The organism is Psychromonas sp. SR45-3 (assembly GCF_014163575.1).
Lineage (GTDB): Bacteria > Pseudomonadota > Gammaproteobacteria > Enterobacterales > Psychromonadaceae > Psychromonas > Psychromonas arctica.
Window position 1 is genome coordinate 28,181 of sequence record NZ_JACJDP010000031.1, and the last position, 20,405, is coordinate 48,585.

Below are 20,405 nucleotides of genomic sequence, written 5' to 3' on the forward strand. Positions count from 1 at the left end.
TGTGGTTTTTTATTATCTATTTTTCAGACCCTGTAAATAATTAAGTATTTAACTAAAACGGTCGTTCAGTATTTAATCAAATAATATTGCTCGCCCTTAGCTAAAACTCAAAGATAACTGATAGTGGTAATGTGCTTTATCTAATAAGAACTCTTTATGCACACTTGGACTCCATGAATCATCGCCCCCCACTCCCATATGAAAGCCATCTAAGCTGACATATAATTTCTGCTCAGCCGCTAACTCATTGCTATGTTTCGCCATCGTAAGATTAGCTTGGCTATAACGGCTCACAGCAAAATGGAAAACCCCCGTAACCGATAAATCACCTACTGAAGCCTCTTTAACATCACAGCGCAAACCATTTTCAGAAGGAAAAATATACGCCGTATGCATCGCTTCAATTGAACTCGTATAACGACCAATATGTGCAGATAAAATACGATCTGGATAGTTCTCGTGTGGTCCTCGACCAAACCATTTCACTTCATCACTCACATCCTCTACCACTAGTTGCATACCAACTCTTGGCAAAGGAGGCAATGATTTAGCAGCTTGAACGTTGACATCAATTAATGCACGCCCTTCACTATTAAAGGCATATTGCCACTGACTTGTGATCAGCAAATTATCATCATAATAGTGACCAAACTGTACCTTAACAATCACTTCATGCGTTAATACGGCCGCTTCTATTGCTAAACACTTAACCATCAGATTTGATAAACCGGCGGTCTGCCAGCGAGTCGTCCATGCATTAGGATCAACACAGTCAGCTTCACTAGTTCCAATATCATTATCTAATGGTGCACGGAAAAAGTTGTCCTTAGGTCCCTGTAATAGCTTACTCACGCCATCAACAACCCATTCGGTAATCTCGCCTTGTTGTTTATCGATGTCAACTTGGAAACCGACTCCATTAATAGTAATTGTATCTTCTGTGTCAATTAATTCAGGCGCATCACCTTTTGCTAAACAAATAGTTGCTAACCCTAGCGCCGATTTTAATGGCATTTGTTCAGCCGCCACCACAAAACCTTTTTCAGCCCACGGTGTAGCGTCTGTTAACAACACTTCAAGATTAAGGAAATAATCACAACCTGCTTTTTGAGGAGGATAACATTCAAGCAAAACCAATATTTGTTCACTTTGCGCCTGCACTTGCAACACAAGCTCTCCACTGGCAATAACCTCCCCCTGCTCGGTCACCGTCCAACGAATGGTTTCATTATTAGCATCAATAAATAGGTTTTCACTTCGCACCTTAATGCTGAGATTTGCATCATCAAGCAGTGTAAATTGATAAAACTGTTGCGCTTTTTTAACTTCAAATAGGTCAGGATGCGGCGTTCTATCCGGGAACATCAAGCCATTAATACAGAATTGACGGTCATTAATGTGGTCACCAAAGTCACCACCGTAAGCCCAGAACTTTTCGCCAGTATGATCTATTTTTGTTAATCCTTGATCAACCCAATCCCAAATAAAACCACCTTGTAAACGTGGATACTCACGAAAAGCCTGCCAATACTTATCGAAACTACCTAGACTATTACCCATTGCATGCGCATATTCACACAGGATCAACGGACGTTGTTCATTCGGTAGCGACAACCACTTTTTAATGGCATGTTTAGGCACAACTTCAGCCGCATTAGGGGTTAATACATCCTCATTGACGCGCGCATACATGGGTACAATAATATCGGTCGCAGCAGTATTTGCACCACCCCCTTCATATTGCACCGGACGAGTAGGATCCTTGAGTTTTGTCCATTGATACATAGCATGATGATGGTTACCAATGCCTGACTCATTACCTAATGACCAAATAATAATAGAAGGATGATTTTTATCTCGCTCGACCATGCGTGTCATACGGCGCATATAAGCATTCAGCCAACTCAAATCATTAGATAACCGTGACATCGGGAATTGGCCATGTGTTTCGATATTAGCTTCGTCGACTACATATAAACCATATTGGTCACATAGCTCATACCATTTAGGATGATTAGGATAATGAGCAGTACGAACGGCATTAAAGTTATTTTTTTTCAGTAACTTAATATCTAATAACATATCCTCATAGGAAACTGCATGGCCTTTTTCAGGATGGTGCTCGTGACGATTTACACCGCGTATTAGCAACGCTTGACCATTTAATTTAAGCTGCCCATTATTAATGTCAATCACTCTAAAACCAACTTGATAGGCTTCCGTATCAAGCACTTCGCCAGTTTCACTCAGCAGGCAAACAACAACACGATACAAATAAGGGGATTCAGCACTCCACTTATGCGGAGACAGCAAGCTAATTTGATGCTCAGCAAGATCGTTAAATGCCCCCTTCTCATCAATCATTCGTTCGCCAAAGCCAGCAATAACTGGCTCTGTCACTGGATTTAAATCCGCATCAAACAGTTGCACTTGTGCACGATACGATTGAGGCTCTGCGTTTTTCTCTTCACTTTGTTGTTGAGATAATCGAGTTGAAACTTTTAATGTTCCATTATTAAAACAAGCATCTAAATCGGTGGTCACGGTAACATCTTGTATCGCAACAAGCGGTTTACTCAATAAATACACATCACGAAAAATACCACTTAACCACCACATATCTTGATCTTCAAGATAACTACCGTCTGACCAACGTAATACCATCACTGTTATTTGGTTTTTACCCGCAACCAAATATTGGCTAAGATCAAACTCGCTGGCTAATCGACTATCTTGTGAGTAACCAACCCAAACACCATTACACCACAAGTGAAAAGCAGAATTAACACCATCAAAATTAATACGTTGTTGACGCCCAGCCCACCCAGCAGGCAGATCAAAGCTAACGCGATAAACCCCCGTTGGATTATCCGCTGGTACAAAGGGAGGGTTATCGGGAAAAGGGTATTTTATATTGGTATAAATAGGTTTATCGTGACCTTGGAGTTGCCAATTACTAGGCACCGTGATTTCAGGCCAGTCACTATCATCATAATCAACTTCAATGCATTCATTCGGCACTAACTCAGGTTTGGAAAATAATTGAAATGACCATTGTCCGTTTAATAAATGCTGAAATTCAGAATCTTGTTTGTGACGAGCCGCTTCAGAAGAGTGAAAGGCATGAAGAGGTGCATGGGCAGGCATTACATTTTGTGCAGAGACATACTGATTTTCCCAATCGCGTGCTTTGATTATTTCCGTAAATGCTCTCATTTTATTCCTCTCTCAAATAGGCTCATTTGCTCAATGATAATAATTACTGGATCTATCCTGCTGATTAAAATTACTTATTTTTCTGCGTAACATGTACAGCTGATGCTCAATATAATCGACACAAGCCATACAAAATGAAGCATTAAAGAGAGCAGCTAAACAGCAATATCATTCTTAAATTGTACACTGCAAAACAATAGTGTAAACGATTACAATTTCTCATCTAAGCGTTAATTTCAATTATTAGATCTAGCTTAAGATTCTATAGTGAGGGTCACACTTATTGTGTTGAGAGGAGATGTTAATAAGCGTGAAGATGGATCTAACAAGCGAATAAGGTCGCTAATAAATATTAGTCACCAAAGTAATGCACTAAATGGCGACCTAAGTAGCTATTTAAGTAGCGATTTAAGTGACTATATAATGGAGGGGTAATGGGACGTCAATGGCGACAAAAATTGTAGCGTTAGTGATCTGGCACATCCCATCATCTATTTAACCAACACCTGCTTAGTATTAAAAACAGGTAAAAAATGCACCATAAACAAAACCAATATAGCCAAATAAACACAATACCCTTCAAAGCCGATAGTTTCATGATGACCTGTAAGCGAACTTGTTAGCCAGGTAGTAAAAAAAGGCAATACAAATATAAAAATAGGCACTGTCGTTTTTAAAATCCAACTTTGCAGCGGCGCTTTGGATAGGCTTTCACGTAACTTTTGTACGCTAGAAATGACTAATAAAAACCAAGGTATGAAAAAGGCAGGTAATGCAAATTCAGGGTAAATAATCGCCACTGATTGTAAAATTTGATCACCTTTCGCTAACACCAACAAGATTAGAATAAAGGCTATCCATGCACAAAGGGTCATCAGATGATTAAAAACAGCATTTCTTTGAACATTTTCTTTTTTCACAACTGACTTCCTAACATAAACTGACTGATACCTGACTAATAAAGTTCGAGCTTATCTTATTAAGGTATAGATACCACAAGATGTATTAAGTTTTGTTAGCAAACGCTTTAAAAAATAGCCAAATAACACTCATCACTTCCGCCCACTTCGGCAAGTTAGCCATTACCATTAACAATGCCTGCGTTTATACACTTAGGTTTTGCATTGAGATTACTGTATTTATCCACTTACCTATCATTTAACAAACTTGGATCAACAAATAAGTTTTAATTAAAAATGCTTCCAAACCACAAAAAAATAAATTTAAACAACTATTAATCAAAAAACAGTGTTTAATAACTAATTTTAGGTGGTTATAATCCTACTATTAAACTAACATTCCTCGTTGATAAGGCTAGGTAATAACAGGCTATTTAGCTTTAAAATTTTTTATCCGTTAAATAAAAGCAATTAAATTAAATATAAAAAATACAGTGCGCCACACTTAAAATAAAATAATAAATGATATAAATTTCAATAATTACAAAAACTTTTAAGCAATCAATAACTAAAAATACTGTCTTTTTATGTAGCTACTCAGCCTCTAATAAAAGCGAGAAAAGGTTGCAAAATAAACAGTAAAGATTAATGACTAAGCTATTTAGTCCTAGTTTGTTATTAATTTTACAATTCGTTTGGTAATTAGTTCGGGCAAGAAAGTGCCGTTTAGTCGCTTAAATGCTCACTTTTCTACGAAGAAATAGATTTAAATAATGGGGTCCTGAATAGATACCTTTTTATTTCATTACATAAATAAGTATTACCTACTAAACAACTTAATTTATCGCTATCAACAACCCCCCTTTGGAGACGATTAATGGATCATGCATTACAAAACAGCGAAAAAAGAACAAAACTCCTTCGCGCAGGTAAAATGCATGCAGTACATTGGTTAATTGTATTACTTTCGGTGCTCCTAACTTTTAGTGCTTGGTATTACTCGCAGTTTCAACAAGCACAAAAACTTGATATTCAGTTTACCCGTGAAGCAGAAAAAGTCGTCAATGCTGTTAAAGAACGTATGACACTTTATGAGAATGTATTATGGGGCGGTGTGGCTTATATCGATGCAGTGAATTCAGATAATATTGTGGATCCAAGTAATGTGGTGCATTCAAGTATCACTCATCAACAATGGTCTGCTTATTCAAACAGTTTGAACATAGATACTAATTATCCAGGAATCAATGGTTTTGGTATTATTTACAATGTGCAACCTAAGCATTTCGACGAGTACTTACAAGCACAACGCATACACAGGCCTGACTACAAAGTACACCCAACTCATGACAACCCTGAATATTGGCCAATCACCTATGTTGAGCCAGCCGAATCGAACAAACAAGCGATTGGACTTGATGTTGCCTTCGAAGACAATCGTTACTCTTCAATAAAAATGGCAAGAGACTCTGGAAAGGCATTGCTGACAGCACCGATCACTCTAGTGCAAGATGACAAGCAAACACCAGGCTTTCTTTTTTACACACCGTTTTATCAAAATGGACTTAAACCTGACAATGTAAAGCAACGCCGAGAATTGATTGCAGGTGTCACCTATGCCCCTTTTATTATGGAAAAACTAATGAAGGGAACACTGGCAGAAAAAAAACGACATGTGAGTATTCAGATATGGGATGGAGAAAACCTATTATTTGATGATCATTCTAATGGTAGTACGACAGAAGCAGATCCTAATCCACTTTTCTCTAATAAAATTGATACCTTTTTATACGGCCGTACTTGGACATTTTTGATCCAATCAAATATTAGCTTTAGACAAGACACAACCTTAAATCAGTCTTCAATCATTCTAATGGGCGGTTTAGTCATTGACGCATTACTACTGATGTTATTTATATTTTTAACCAAGGCCAATAGACAAGCACTAAAATATGCAGATCAAATGACAGAAGAATTAAAAGATCAAACTAAACATTTAGCAAAATCCAATGGCTATTTAGCACAATCGATTGCGGACTTGGAAAAATCCAATAAGGATTTAGAAAAATCTAATAGTGACTTAGAGCAGTTTTCCTATGTTGCCTCACACGACCTTAAATCTCCTCTCAATGCAATCGAGCAATTAGCAAGTTGGATAGAAGAAGACTGTGAAGAGCTGCTGCCCGATGATTCTAAAAAACATTTAGTTTTATTACGCCAGCGTAGTAAACGTATGCTTAAACTGTTAGATGACCTATTAACCTATTCGCGTTTGAATCTAGCCACCATGACCAATGATAACGTCAATTTAGCCGAGAAAGCACAAGACATATTATCATTATTGGAAACCAACGATAATTTTTCCTGCAATGCTCCGAATATTGATATTAAGATTCCACTGGCACCATTTGAAATAGTATTAAGAAATTTAATTTCTAACTCGATAAAACATCATGACAAAGCAACCGGTAAGATCACCCTTTCTTATACTACAAAAGATAACTTCCATGAAATATCGTTATACGATGATGGCCCAGGCATTCCAGAAGAGTTTCATAATAAAGCCATGGAGATGTTTCAGACTTTACAGTCACGGGATAAAGTAGAAGGAAGTGGCATGGGACTTGCTATGATTAAACGTATTGTTGAACATTACCATGGCAGGATCAATATTGTATCTGATGGAAAGCGTGGCACCACAATAAATATTTTATGGCCGTTGAATTAGGAACATAGAACCACCCTAAGCAGGGACAATGACAAAAAATTGACAGCATTGGCAATATTTGTGACAAAATAAAGGCGCTTAAAAAATAAAAATATCCATCAATAAAATATCCACCAATAAAGGATAATTAATATTGCAAAATACAAATGAAATAACGTTGTTACTAGTTGAAGATGATGATATCGATGCAATGACCATTCAACGTAGCTTCAAAAAACAAAATATTACTAATCCGATAGTAAGGGTTTACGATGGCCTCGAAGCTTTATCTTTATTAAAAAAAGAAGAAGTCCCCCCACCATTGGTGATTATTCTAGACTTACAAATGCCCAGAATGGGCGGAATCGAATTTTTAAAAGCATTACGTGCAGATCCAAAGTTATCGAAATTAGTGGTTTTTGTTTTGACTACCTCAAAAGCAAAGTCAGATATCGTATCCAGTTATGGCGAGCATATTGCTGGATACTTTGTAAAAGGCCAAACCGGAGATAAATTCTGTGGTTTAGTAAGTATGCTAGAACATTATTTTGAAATTGTTCATTTAACCGAAGAGTAAAAGCTTAAATTAAAATTGTTATTACTTCAAAGATAGGGTTTAAGGATATGGTAGTAAAATGAACATACTCATTGTTGATGACGATATAATCGATAGAGAAATGATCATAAGAGCATTAAAGCGCAGCAATATACTGTGTAATATCACACAAGTTGAAATGGTCGATCAAGCGCTTGAAATATTAGCTCACACTGAATTTGATGTCGTATTACTAGATTACAACTTACCACAACGTAAGGGTATCGAGCTATTAATTGAATTAAAAGATATGCCGGCGAAACAAAAAGCAGTCGTGATAATGACCAGCACATCCAGAGAGGATGACTTAGCCACTAATAGCATTAATGCTGGTGCACAGGACTTCTTAGTTAAAACAGAGATCGATGCCTTTAGACTACAAAGAGCCATTGCTAATGCACAAATACGGGCTTCCTTAGAAAAAGAATTATTACAAAGTCACCAACGTACAAAAGAGCTTGCAGAACGAGATAATCTAACAGGGCTAGCTAATCGTTATTATTTTGACGAGTCCTTAAACCATGAAATAAAAAAACAGCAAAGAGATAAAAGTACACTTGCTCTGTTATTAATCGATTTAGATCATTTCAAATATGTTAATGATAATTATGGGCATGATGTAGGAGACCAATTATTAATCGCGGTAACTAAACGAATCTCTGCTTGCTTGCGCGGTAGTGAGTTGTTTGCGCGTTTAGGTGGCGATGAGTTTGCAATTACATTAACTAATTTAGAGTCAGCGTATGGTGCGAGTACAGTAGCAAAACGAATTATAGAAGCATTACAGCAACCATTCGAAATAGGTTCCCATATCATCACATCGGGTGCAAGTATTGGCATCGCACTTTGCCCCAGCGACAGCGGTGAAGTGAAAGAGCTATTTAGATTTGCAGATATTGCGATGTACCGTTCGAAAGGTGATGGCCGTAGCCAATTCTGTTTTTTTGAAGCGAAGATGCAGGAAGCATTTTTAGAAAATTTCTTAATCGAAAAACAGTTACGCACTACGCTTGAAAATAAAGAATTTTATTTACTTTATCAACCTGTTATTGACTCATCAACAGCAAAAATAACGGGAGTGGAGGCGTTAATACGATTTGATATTGAAGGTGTTAGTCAACGTCCAGACATATTCATTCCCATTGCTGAAAAATCTAGATTAATCATAGATATTGGCCGTTGGGTGATAGTAGAAGCCATTATGCAATTGAGTATTTGGCAAAAAACACTCAATCCCGCATTCACTATGTCAATTAATTTATCCTCAATACAATTAACCGATGAAGGATTAATTGAGTTTATTAAGTCTACCTTAAGTATTTATTCTGTTGATGCTAACAATATTGAATTTGAGTTAACCGAAACGGCTTTATTGGTTGAACAAGAGAATAGTACGAAGATGATCCAAAACATCAGTGACTTAGGCTGTAAAATTTCATTAGATGATTTTGGCACAGGTTTTTCATCTATTTCACATTTACACTCTTTTCCAATTAATACCGTTAAAGTGGATAAAAGCCTAATGCCGAGCTCATCTCCAGAAGAAAATACTAAGCCATTTTTAGCAGGCTTAGTTGTTATGCTTCAGTCCTTAGAGTTAAATATTATTGCCGAAGGCATTGAAACAGAGGCCGACCTTAACCTGTGTATCAAACTAGGAATTAATAAAATGCAAGGTTATTACTTTGATAAACCCCTGCCTACACATCAACTAGAAAAGCTTTATTCATAATCAAAAATAACGGATATCATTTTATTTTTCAGTTAGTTAGTTAGCTAGTAACAACAAAAAAGGCTAGATGAAAAATTGTAAAATGACAAAGATAAAATAAATCACCATCGGATTGTGATTTACTTTATCAGCTTTTTAAACTTTATTATTCCGCTTATCCTTCTTCACTAGCCAGTAATAATGCACATTCAGCAGGCAGGGTAAAACTCAGTTGTTGTTGAGCTTCAAGCTGCCACTCTTGGCTGTGATTATCAAAACCAGAAAAATGTGTTGCACTCGTCATTAATGCTAATCGTTCAAAAGTAAATGATACGGGTTGTGGTTCAAGGTTGATTGCATAAATGCTGGTTTTACCTTGTTCACAACGAGCAAAAACAAAACTTCTTTCCTGCGCATAAAGTGTATGGTAACTCCCCTGCTGAAGCTCTTCTCTATTTTTTCTCAGGTTAATTAAACGCTGGTAAAAAATAAAAACATCACTATTTTTATCAAGCGTTAGCCATGGGAAACAGCGGCGATTATCGGGGTCATTTCCGCCTTGCAAAGCGACTTCAGTGCCATAATACAAGCAAGGTGTCCCAGGATAACTAAATAACATCATACTGGCTGCTTTTAACCTATTTAAATCCCCGCCTAGTTGATTAATAAACCGAGATGTATCATGACTATCCAATTGATTAAGTTGTGCTAATTGATTTAACCAAGGTATCTTAGCGCGACTTTCTGTTAACCAGTTATCAAAGGTTTGAGCATCTATCTCGATGCTATGATAGGCGATATCTAAACCTGCAAAAAAGGCGCGGACGGGATGAGCAAAACCATAATAATTCATCGCCCCATCTTCTTGATCGCCTTGCAACCATTGTGTGGCCTCATAAAAATGCTCACCCACGATATACGCGTCGGAATTTACTGCTTTGGCAGACTCCCTAAATGCCTTCACATAGTGCGCATTATTATAAGCATTGGTACCTTCACCTAGCATATGGATCACATCAAAACGCCAACCGTCAATATTATAAGGTGGCTTTAACCAATATTTTAAAACCGATGATTCTGCTTTGTAGAAATAATTTTGTACATTTTTATTTAGAAAATTAAGTTTTGGTAAGTTTTCGATGCTCTTCCAAGCGAAATAATAATCTTGTTCATTAGTGCCTTCACCTAAAAAAGTATAAAAATCTCGATAGGGCGACGTGGAGTGTTGGTAGGCACTATCTTTGAAATGTTGATAACGTCCAAACCAAGGGTGTTCGCAGGAAGTATGGTTAAACACTGCATCAAGCATTATTTTCATACCGCGCTGATGAATATAACTGGTTAACTCTGCAAAACCAGCATTACTGCCAAAGTGAGGATCAATATTAAGGTAGTCGGTAGTGTCATATTTATGATTGCTGGGCGCGGTAAAAATAGGGTTTAAATACAGTGCACTAATGCCTAATGCTTGTAGATAATCTAATTTATTTTGAATACCTTTTAAGTCTCCCCCATAAAACTCGCTGGCACCGGTAGACTCATGTCCAGCAACCGCAACTGGCTCTCCCCACTTCTTAGCAATGATGGTGTGTTCGCCACCTTGATATAAATATTCATCTGTTTGTACCGAAATACTCGGATCCCCTTGGCAGAAACGATCAGGAAAAATTTGATAAAAAACCTGTTCTTGTATCCATGTTGGAGGTTGATGTTGGGTATTATATTTAAAGTGAGTTTCACGACCTGGAATACGATTGAATTGCCCTGCGGCACTCAACCAGAGCTGACTTTTTTCAGTTAAACACTTAATGACATAATACGTATTATCGATATGTGTACTAATAGGAATAACAGCTTGATAGAGCTTACATGTTGCAGGAAAATAGCCTGATTTCGCATCAAATGGAATAAGATTAGCAGTAACAAGACGGCCTTCATTGTCAGGCTCACAGCGCACAAAATGAGCCGTGATTAAATGTGCTGGATCATGGCATAAGAAGCGAATAATTAATGATTCGCCCTGTTGGGTGATCCATTGTTTAGTTTGTCCATGAAATAAAAATGGTTTAGTTTGTCCATGAAATAAAAATGGTTTAGTTTGTTCATGAGATAAAAAAGGCTTAGATGACAACACAACAACTCCTTTCGTTAAACACTTCAATAGCTAACAGTATTCAGGTTATATATCTTTAAATCTAGGTTTGAACAGAATTTATGTGAGTTATCGTATTAGTTAATTCTCGTTATTTAAGTACTGTTAACCTCTATCAATTAACTGGCTCAGCAAATGAATAATTAACAGAATAGGTAACTGAATAAATAAGTAAATAGATAACTGAATAGATAAGAAAATAGGTAAGTAAATCAATGTGTAAACGAGATTTTAAACATCAAAGGGCAAGTTAGAAAAAGAAATTGAATAAAGTTAAACAAATTAGTTAAACCGGCAAGCTAAATGACGAGTAATGGGTAAACACTACTCGTCAATAATAAGGCTAGTATTGACGGATTTTTTTAACCATCGCATTCATCTTATCGGCCGCTTTATTAATTTCCGGTTTATCAGCAACAGCGGCAATGCCACAACGCCACCAAGATTCATAACCATGTGTCATACTTTTAGGCAGTACTTTCACATCAATCAGTGTGGATACGGTTTGTTTTTTAGCATCAGCAATCGCCGCAATTAACTCTTCGTCATTACGTACCGTGTAAGTGACACAACCATAGCTTTCAGCATTTTTAGCAAAGTCGACAGGCACAGATTTACCCGTTAACTTACCTGTTTTAGAGTCCCTGAAGCGATTCTCTGTGCCAAAGCTACCCATGCCGTTATCCATTTGTAAGTTATTAATACAACCGAAACTCATGTTATCTAATAAGATGATATCGATTTTAATCCCTTCTTGGATAGCCGTTTGCAGCTCAGAATGCAGCATCATGTAAGAGCCGTCACCTAATAACGCATATACAGGTTGCTCAGGGCAAGCTATCTTAGCGCCAATAGCCGCGGCAATTTCATAACCCATACATGAGTAACCAAACTCCATATGGTAAGTATCTTTTTGCTTAGGACGCCATACTCGCTGTAAGTCAGCAGGCAGTGAACCCGCAGCCCCTACTACGATAGCATCGTCAGATAATTGTTGATTTAAAATACCTAATACACGCGTTTGTAATAGTGTAGATTGTAATACTTCCGCGTATTCATCTAGGACGGTATTAGCTAAATGTCCTTCTACTTCAGGCACAAATTTATCATCCTCATAACGCACGTTATCAAGGCGATGCAGTTCTTCCGCCCATGCTTTACGTGCAGTCGCAATTTCATCAGTGTATTCTGAACGATAACCTTCTTTTTCTAATGCTTCAGATAATGCATCTAATGCCGCTTTTGCATCAGCGACCACTCGAATACCATCTAATTTATAAGCATCAAAACTTGCTACATTGATATTAACAAAGGTCACATCAGGATCTTGATATTGAGATTTAGAGGCCGTCGTGAAATCAGTCATTCTTGTACCAACACCAATGATCACATCAGCATCTTTAGCTAGAATATTTGCAGAATAAGTGCCTGTAGCACCAATACCACCACAGTTTAATGGATGATCAAAAGGAACCGCACTTTTACCCGCTTGTGTTTCACCAAATGGAATATTAAATTTCTCAGCAAACGCTTTAAAAGCATCGTGTGCTTCAGAGTAACGGACCCCACCACCACAAATTAATAACGGTTTTTTCTTGCCTTTAATCGCTTCAACCGCATCGGCGATCATCGCTTCAGAGGCAGGACGTCGTTCAATACGATGAACACGTTTTTTAAAGAAATGCTCAGGGAAGTCATATGCTTCCCCCTGCACATCTTGAGGTAGAGAAATAGTCACCGCCCCAGTATCAGCAGGATCTGTTAAGACACGCATGGCATTAATCATGGCCGTCATTAATTGCTCTGGGCGTATAATGCGGTCGAAATATTTTGAGACAGGGCGGAATGCATCATTCGTAGAAATTGAATAATCATGAAACTGTTCAATTTGCTGAATAACGGGATCTGGTTGACGAGAAGCGTACACATCACTAGGTAACAATAAAACCGGAATACGGTTAGCCGTTGCCGTCGCCGCTGCTGTGATCATGTTTGCACAGCCTGGCCCTACAGAAGCACTGACCGCGTAGATTTTTTTTCTTTTTTGTTGTTTAGCATAACCGACAGCAATTTGAGCCATACCTTGTTCATTACAACCTTGGTGCACAATTAAATCACCTGGATCTTGCTCTAATGCTTGCCCTAGTCCAAGCACATTGCCATGTCCAAAAATAGTAAACACACCATGTACAAATTTTTCTTGCTGGCCATCAACCTCAACATATTGCTGATTTAAAAACTTTACTAAGGCTTGTCCGGTAGTTAATCGAAAGGTGTTCATATATTTGCTCCAGGGTATTAATAGGTTCTTTACAAACCATACAAAAACAGAAAAAATGCAAAATAGAAAATAAATTTCAAAACGTAATGCATAATATTAATGAAATGGGACGATTAATAGTGATTTGATATAAAAGTGTTAAACGCATCATACTATATTAATAATTACAACCAAGAATGCAAATAAGCCACTGTTTTAATTAAACTTAATAAAAAACCTCAGACTGTTAGTCATTTAACCCTGCATAACAAAAAAAACATTAAAAACAAAATTTAAATAAATTAAATAAAGAGGTAGCTTTTATTGTCCCGTTGAGAACAAACACAAAATAGAAAAATTTTTCCAAAAAAATAAACAGAAAGAAGCAACTTAAAAAGTAGCGCACAAAGGAAAACTAAAAACTAACGTAAAACACAACCCAACATAGCTAGGCAAATAAGCAGTTAGTAAGTAGGTATGTAAGTGAGTAGATGATGACTCTAACAATTATTAAAAAAAATACACAAAGAAGAGGATGATAGAAACAAGCGATAGAAGAAAAGACAGTAAGAAAAAAGTATCGCCTAGACGATCAAAAAAGGAAGCGCTAAATAAACTTTATCATTAACTCCCTGAGGATAAGGAAGCTAGTCTATTGATAATTCAACTACAGTGGCATTATTTACAGGGTCTATTTAAGTGACATTGTTTAAGTGGTATTGTTTAAGCGACCTTGCTTAAACAATGCCACTACATGAATAGCATGGCAGAAGTAACATGACCTAAATAATGCTACTCGCTTATAACATTAAACCTACAGCTAATGTTTGAGCAATAAACATCGCACTGGTTAAAGAACGGAATCCTAATACATCGTTTTCAATGATTTCAAAGCAAATATCTGCTTTTCGGCCATATTCACTCATTTGATGATCCGTAATCGCGACAATTTTAGCACCGACTTTATCAGCACGTTCAATGGCTGAAATAGACTCTTGAGCATGTGGTTTAAAGGTGGTGATCAACAGTACATCACTCTCTTTCATCTGTTTTAGCATAGGAGAGCTCATGCCGCCTGCTCCATCTAACAACACAACATTTAAATCTTCTTTGATCAGCATGTATGAAAGATAACTCGCGACAGGGTAAGCACGTCGTGCGCCTTGTACATAGATGGTTCTAGCTTTTGCGAGTAGCTTGATCGCATCTTCTAACTTAGAAGGTGAAATACCCACCAACACATCTTCCATGGCTCTAATATTTGACCCACCTAAGCTTTCAAATATGCCCTGAACTGAATCAACTTGCATCGAGCCATCTTGCTTCGCTCTTTTAATACGTTCTTTATAGTCACGCGGTTTGTGGAAGTATTGATCACTGAACAATAATTGCATTTTACTAAAGCCATCAAAGCCAAAAGTATTAGCAAACCGACTTAAGGTAGAAATAGGTACACCGGCTTTAACTGAGATGACAGACATTGTTTCAAAAGCAACGACCATCGGCTCTTCACTAATAAAATCCGCAACTTGTTTAAGGCGATTACTTAGGCTGTCGTAGCGTTCGGCGAGGATATCTTTGAATGTATCTAATGTTGTTGCAACTTCAATTTTATTCGGCATTGTTTGTACTCTCAAAAAAACACCTAAGTCACTACTTAAGTGTTAGTAAAGATTAACCAATTAAACAGTCTAAGACAATAACTTAAAGCATCGGATAGCTTCTTCTCTGACATGAGGCATGGCTTTCTTCATAAAATAAAGGCGATCAAATTTTGCAGTTTCCGCATTCATATAATCACGTAAATTATGGCCTAATGCTTGTCGTAAAGAAGTACCAATATTAAATTTTGAGACTCTGGTTTTTTTTAGCTTTAAAATATCTTCATCACGAATACCACTAGTACCATGGATAACCAGAGGTTTAGACACTAATGCCTCAACCTGCTTTAATAATTCAAAATCAATAATACTGGTTGGCTCCGTTAAGCGATGAACATTACCAATAGACAGCGCGATACAATCGAGATCACTTTGTTGTGCATACTGTTGCGCTTCATAAGGGCTAGTATCAATCGTTTTAATATGGTCACGGCCTTCTTGATAAGGCACTGAACCTATCTCACCTTCAACACTTACCCCACAAGCGTGTGCCACTTCCGCCACTTTTTTAGTGCGCACAATATTATCTGCAAGCGACAGTTGTGACCCATCAAACATCACCGAACTAAAGCCCGCTTTAATCGCTTGATAAACAATACGCTCCTCATAAGTATGATCCAGATGTAGTACGACTTTTTGAGAGCTATTTTTTGCTAATTCATTAAACATTGTTGCAGCGATCACCGGACCATAGAAGTCGATCACGTCCTTGTTACAGGCCAAAATGACAGGCTTTTTCACTTCTTCGGCAGCATCAACAATTGCACGGGCATCTTCATAGCCAAAGATATTAAAACAAGGCACGGCATAATCGCTATCGGCCGCCTCGGGTAGAACATCATTTAAATTAACAAGCATAAAAATTCCCTTTTATTTGAATTTATTAATCATGTCTTTAATACCAGGAATAGTATGCACTTGATATTCGTGGTGAGGGTCAAAATACTGAACTAATGACTTCGATGTTTTACCCACAATAATAGTGAAGTAATACATCTCATAACCCGGTGCAGCAACACTTGGGTGGTAGCCTTTATCAATAGCAATAACACTGCCTGATTTAACGTGATAAACCGGCCCACAATCATCTTCATGCTCATACAGGAACTGCGCACCAAAACCTTGGCCAGGATTAAATTGGAATTGATAAACTTCTTGGTAATTTGTTTCTAATGCGCCACGGTCACAATCATGTTTGTGAGCAGGAAAACCAGACCAACCACCCGCGCCAACAGTAAATAACTCACTCACTAATAAACGACCACGTTTGTCTGCGTTTGCTTGACCTAAAACATGCTTTATTTTACGGTGTGTTTTGGTGTCATCTGAACCATATTGAATCTTATCAACCGTGGTCACGGCAAACGGCTCAAGTACTTCATCATATAAACCACCAGCAATCATAATTGTTGCTTCTTCACTGTCACAAGTGATCTCAGCCGTCACCCCAACAGGGACATAAACAGATTCTGGGTCACCATCCCAAATACTGGCGCGTTTACCGATATTAGGGAAAGCTTGATCGCCAACAACGATAGAACAAGTTCCTCCACCTAAAACGATAACGCTTTCATAACCACTGACTTGATGTGTAAATGTTTCACCCTTTTTCAACTGCACTGGATTAAAGAAACATAAAGGTGTCGTATCATCATTTACATCAATAATTGGTTGGTTCTTATTGTCAAAAGGTGCGATGTGCTTTCCCATATTAATATCCTAATTAGTGTTAGTTAGTGAATTAGTAAGTCTAAATTGTCTTGTTTTTTTAACGCGCAGCTTGCTCAAAGGTCGTAATAAAAGAGTTCAACTCTTCTTTAGTCGGCATAGCTTCAGTACAACTGGTGCCACTGACATTGATAGCGGCAGCCGCAGACCCATTGCTAACACCTTGCTCTAAAGTGCCACCAGCGGTGAGTGTCCAAATAAGAGCGCCTGCAAAAGAATCGCCAGAACCAAATGGTTTTTTAGCTTCAACTCTGTAGATGCCTTGTTCAAATTGATGACCATCTTTACAGTAAACGCGAGAACCGAGCTCCCCTGCTTTAATGATCACGATTTGTGAATTGGCTTGTAAGAAACGGGCAGCCGTTTGATCGTCATCGCTATTACCCGGCGCAACCACGGTTTCCATCATGTCGAACTCTTCACGGTTACCAATCACAATATCTGACAAATTAGCCGCAATACCATAATAAATAGAGGCATCAACATCAGTGCGCCAAGTCTTTGGTCGGTAATCAACGTCGAGCACAACGACCGTACCGACACTGCGTGCATACTGCATCGCAAGCAATGTTGCTTCTCTGCTTGGACTGGCAGATAACGCAGTTCCCGTCACAATCAGCGTTTTACTTTTTTTAATATATTCAGGGTCAATTTGCTCTGTTTTCAACATTAAATCAGAGGCGTTATTGCGATAGATTAGAACATCACAATCGCTAGGTTTCATCTCAGTAAAAGCGACTGAAGTACGTGAACCACTCGCATCAACCATCATGCCATCCAAGTTAATACCTTGTTTTTCTAGGTAACCTTGTACATAACGACCAAATGAATCATCTGCAACACAGCTAATAAAACCGACCTTTGCACCCAGTTTATTAATTGCAACCGCGATATTAGCGGCAGAACCACCTACGTATTTATCAAAGCCAGTGACCTCTGCAATATCGGTGTTCGCTTCACGCGCATATAAATCGACACCGGCACGGCCTAATACAATTGCGTCTAATTCTCTGTCTTGTAAAAAATTCACATGTGCCATTATTTGTTCCTTAATCTTTATAGTTAACCCATTGCGAGCCATTGTCTGCGGATTCAACACACTTCTCGCACAATCGAGTTCCTTCAATACCTGCTTCGACCCCGGGGAACCACATGTCATCTAATGCTGCTTGGTCATCACGATCTACCGCATCAAATGCATGTGCAAAACGCGCATATAAATTAGCCCATGATTCAAAGTACCCTTCGGCATGTCCACCGCCAACACGATTACAAGCAACACCTTGATCATCTTGATATAAATAACCCATGCCACGTTCTAAAATGCGTGGCGCTTCACCTTGTACTTCATAACGAAGCTGATTAGGAAATTCATCCCACCATTCAATCGACGCTTTAGAGCCAACAACACGAATTTTTTGCTGGTGCATCGAACCTGCATTAACAGCTGACGCCCATAATGTCCCCACCGCGCCACCTTTAAATTTCAACATGACATGGGCGTTATCTTCCAATGGTGCACGCGACTTAATGAAGCTTTGACGCATACAACACAAGCTTTCAACCTCCATCTCAGTGATCATTTCGCAAAGGTAATAAGCGTGTGTACCAATGTCGCCAATCACATAAGTTGGGCCCGATGCAGCGGGGGTAACTCGCCATTTTAAACTCGGGTCATTTTTTTCATATTCTTCATTATGAAAACCATGGGCAAACTGTGCATTAACAACACGTAATTCACCAAGGTCACCACGGCGCACCATTTCACGCGCTTGATGGATCATAGGGAATCCTGAATAACCGTACATCACACCAATTAAACGGTTGTTTTTAGCCGCTAAGGCTTTGAGCTGATACGCTTCTTCAGTGGTAAAAGTTAACGGTTTCTCACAAATAACATGCAACTCAGCTTCTAAGGCTGCTTTACAAATTTCAAAATGTGTACTGTTAGGGGTGGCGATTGAGACGGCTTGAATACCATCTTCTCGCAATTTTTCTTGTGTAAACATGTCTTGATAGGTTGCATAGGAGCGATTTTCATCAATACCTAAGTTGACTGCAAAATCACACCCACGCTGTGCATCAAGATCAAAAGCGCCAGCAACTAATTTAAATAAACCATCACGTTGTGCGGCATTCCTGTGAGAATAACCAATTTGACTACCACGACCACCGCCGACCATAGCCCAACGAATAGGCTGCTTTAAATGACTTTCTTCATTAAACATATTGTTCTCACATTCAATTAAATAGTAGGAAACCAAGCGGCCAATTAAAGCTCAACATGCAATGGTTAATTCGTTGAATAACCAATTGATTTCCTATTAAAAACACCGTTTATACAGTTAATTAATCAGCGCATTACAGGGCAAATTTCTCAGCATAACCGGAGATATTTTTATAAGCCGTTTTAGCGAACTGTAACGGGTTTGCTTTGGCAGGATCTTGCTCAGCTTCAACTAATAACCAACCTTCATAATCACGTGCTTTTAACGCAGTAAACACATCATCATAATTAACATCACCCGTGCCAGGGACAGTAAACACACCGTCTAATACTGCATTTAAGAATGATTTATCAGCAGCACGCGATGCTTCCATTACTTCTAAACGGAGATCTTTAAAATGCATATGACCAATACGATCACCCCAACGATTAATGATGTTGACAGGGTTACCGCCACCATAAGTAATGTGGCCAGTATCCAAGGTTAAAAATACTGAAGGTCCCGTGACTTCCATTAATGTATCGATATCAGCTTCAGTTTCGCAAATAGTGCCAACATGATGATGGAACGACAATTTAATACCGTATTCATTTAATAAATGGTCGGCAACAATAGTTATTTTTCTACCGTATTCAGCCCATTGTTCAGCGTTTAAAATGACACGCTTAGAAACAGGGATCGCAATATCACCATGTACAGAATTACTGACTTCGCCATAGACCATGGCTTTGCAACCAGCAGCTTTCAGTAATGTAATATGTGTTTGCATCGCTGCAATTTCTTGATCAGCGGTGTTGGTCATTAAGTTGCCACTGAACCAACCAGACGCTAACACTAACCCGTGACTTTTAAGTAAAGGTACTAAGACTTCAGGATCACGTGGATATTTAGTGCCCAATTCAGTGCCTGTAAAACCTGCTTCAGCCATTTCACTCAGACACGTTTCTAGTGGGATATCCCCGCCTAGCTCTGGCATGTCATCATTGGTCCAAGTTAACGGGCTAATACCATATTGAACTTTACTCATACTTATCTCCGGATTAATTGTGATTAGTAAATATAATTGAACGTACAAGCTTTAAATCCTAATGAGTATTGACTTGCCGCCAGACAAATCGAATATACTCCAAACAAATCACAATGAAAATATTTTTTCATTAATAGTTAGTGCTTTATCAATGTTTTTTGAAAAAAATTTATTGACCTTTTATTTTTTATAAAAATAAAAGGTCAATAAATTTTTTTCAA

General features: G+C 38.1%; 13 protein-coding genes. 3 read left to right on the top strand and 10 right to left on the bottom strand.

From position 1 onward, the window contains the following. Positions 1-96: 96 nt before the first annotated feature. Entirely contained in the window at positions 97-3,216 is a 3,120-nt protein-coding gene (locus H5084_RS14645; RefSeq protein ID WP_182691094.1) for a beta-galactosidase, read from the bottom strand. Positions 3,217-3,707: 491 nt separating this feature from the next. Next, the gene (locus H5084_RS14650) at positions 3,708-4,136 is read right to left on the bottom strand and encodes a hypothetical protein (RefSeq protein ID WP_182691096.1); all 429 of its coding nucleotides are present in this window, start codon (positions 4,134-4,136) and stop codon (positions 3,708-3,710) included. An 856-nt stretch (positions 4,137-4,992) separates the two neighbouring features. Between H5084_RS14650 and H5084_RS14655 the strand changes: the two genes are divergently transcribed. From H5084_RS14655 to H5084_RS14665, 3 genes are all read left to right on the top strand, one after another. Then, positions 4,993-6,843 carry a CHASE domain-containing protein gene (locus tag H5084_RS14655; RefSeq protein ID WP_182691098.1) on the top strand — a complete coding sequence of 617 codons (1,851 nt, stop codon included), beginning with the start codon at positions 4,993-4,995 and terminating at the stop codon, positions 6,841-6,843. A 133-nt stretch (positions 6,844-6,976) separates the two neighbouring features. Continuing rightward, on the top strand, positions 6,977-7,399 hold the full coding sequence (locus H5084_RS14660) for a response regulator (protein WP_220485977.1): 423 nt from the start codon (positions 6,977-6,979) through the stop codon (positions 7,397-7,399). A 58-nt stretch (positions 7,400-7,457) separates the two neighbouring features. Then, positions 7,458-9,149: a GGDEF domain-containing response regulator gene (locus H5084_RS14665; RefSeq protein WP_182691099.1), complete on the top strand. Its 1,692-nt coding sequence runs from the start codon at positions 7,458-7,460 to the stop codon at positions 9,147-9,149. A 154-nt stretch (positions 9,150-9,303) separates the two neighbouring features. On the opposite strand, the gene malZ is transcribed toward H5084_RS14665, so the two are convergent. The 8 genes from malZ to iolE form a co-directional block, all read right to left on the bottom strand. Beyond that, complete coding sequence (malZ, locus tag H5084_RS14670; protein ID WP_310735758.1) at positions 9,304-11,262, bottom strand: maltodextrin glucosidase; 1,959 nt, start codon at positions 11,260-11,262, stop codon at positions 9,304-9,306. Positions 11,263-11,623: 361 nt separating this feature from the next. Then, complete coding sequence (gene iolD / locus H5084_RS14675; protein WP_182691101.1) at positions 11,624-13,561, bottom strand: 3D-(3,5/4)-trihydroxycyclohexane-1,2-dione acylhydrolase (decyclizing); 1,938 nt, start codon at positions 13,559-13,561, stop codon at positions 11,624-11,626. Positions 13,562-14,340: 779 nt separating this feature from the next. Then, the gene (locus H5084_RS14680; protein WP_182691103.1) at positions 14,341-15,162 is read right to left on the bottom strand and encodes a MurR/RpiR family transcriptional regulator; all 822 of its coding nucleotides are present in this window, start codon (positions 15,160-15,162) and stop codon (positions 14,341-14,343) included. 69 nt (positions 15,163-15,231) lie between these two features. Further along, positions 15,232-16,059: a class II fructose-bisphosphate aldolase gene (locus H5084_RS14685; protein WP_182691104.1), complete on the bottom strand. Its 828-nt coding sequence runs from the start codon at positions 16,057-16,059 to the stop codon at positions 15,232-15,234. A gap of 12 nt (positions 16,060-16,071) precedes the next feature. Further along, positions 16,072-16,911 carry a 5-deoxy-glucuronate isomerase gene (locus H5084_RS14690; protein WP_182691106.1) on the bottom strand — a complete coding sequence of 280 codons (840 nt, stop codon included), beginning with the start codon at positions 16,909-16,911 and terminating at the stop codon, positions 16,072-16,074. A 58-nt stretch (positions 16,912-16,969) separates the two neighbouring features. Continuing rightward, on the bottom strand, positions 16,970-17,968 hold the full coding sequence (iolC, locus tag H5084_RS14695) for a 5-dehydro-2-deoxygluconokinase (protein WP_182691108.1): 999 nt from the start codon (positions 17,966-17,968) through the stop codon (positions 16,970-16,972). Positions 17,969-17,978: 10 nt separating this feature from the next. Next, positions 17,979-19,157, bottom strand: a complete 1,179-nt coding sequence (locus H5084_RS14700; protein WP_182691109.1) for a Gfo/Idh/MocA family protein — start codon at positions 19,155-19,157, stop codon at positions 17,979-17,981. A gap of 133 nt (positions 19,158-19,290) precedes the next feature. Beyond that, positions 19,291-20,184 carry a myo-inosose-2 dehydratase gene (gene iolE / locus H5084_RS14705; protein ID WP_182691111.1) on the bottom strand — a complete coding sequence of 298 codons (894 nt, stop codon included), beginning with the start codon at positions 20,182-20,184 and terminating at the stop codon, positions 19,291-19,293. Positions 20,185-20,405 lie beyond the last annotated feature (221 nt).